Origin of the sequence: Limosilactobacillus mucosae (assembly GCF_046939755.1) — a bacterium.
Classification (GTDB): domain Bacteria; phylum Bacillota; class Bacilli; order Lactobacillales; family Lactobacillaceae; genus Limosilactobacillus; species Limosilactobacillus mucosae_A.
Genome location: NZ_JBKZAY010000087.1, coordinates 1 through 658 on the forward strand (window position 1 = coordinate 1; position 658 = coordinate 658).

Here is a 658-nt window from a genome sequence, read left to right on the forward strand (position 1 = left end):
GAAAAGCGAGAACCCAGTCGTCACCCTAAACCAAAGCAAAGCAACAGCCGGAAAGAAAATCTGGATCGTCTGCCACAGGAGAACTGTGAATACGACCTGGATGATAAAACTTGTCCTGACTGTCATCAAGAAATGAAGCAGATTGGTCGCCGATTGGCAAGTCGAGAAGCGGTACACGTTCCAGCACATACCGTTTGTAGGAACGTTTATGCGAAGACGTACAAGTGTCAGCATTGTCATCCAAACGGTGGCGATAAGCTGGTTACCGCCAAGACGCCGAGTCCGCTGTTTAATCACAGCTATATTTCAAGCAGCATCCTGGCAGCAATCGCAGCTAACAAATTTGATTTAGCTGTGCCGTTTAATCGTCAGGAACGCATGTGGCAAGCAGCTCACTTGGAATTGGATTCCAAGCAGATGGCAAATGCGGTGATTAAAGGTGCCAAGCGGTTTTTAAAACCATTGAGCGACCTTCTTGTCAGCCAATTGCGACAAGAGAAAGTTGTTCATATGGATGAGACTCCTTTTCAAGTGCTCGACAGCGGGAAGAGCAAGTCCTATTTCTGGGCCTTGCGAACACCGAAGGAGTTCGCAAAATATCAGATAGCCTACTTTCACTATGCGCCGACTCGTTCAGGAAAAGTCATCAGTGACATAT

Annotated in this window: 1 protein-coding gene; it reads left to right on the forward strand. The window is 47.1% G+C overall.

The window, feature by feature from the left end; translation table 11 throughout:
- On the forward strand, positions 1-658 hold a 658-nt coding region (locus tag ACLUWI_RS10225), incomplete at both ends, for an IS66 family transposase (protein WP_412147235.1).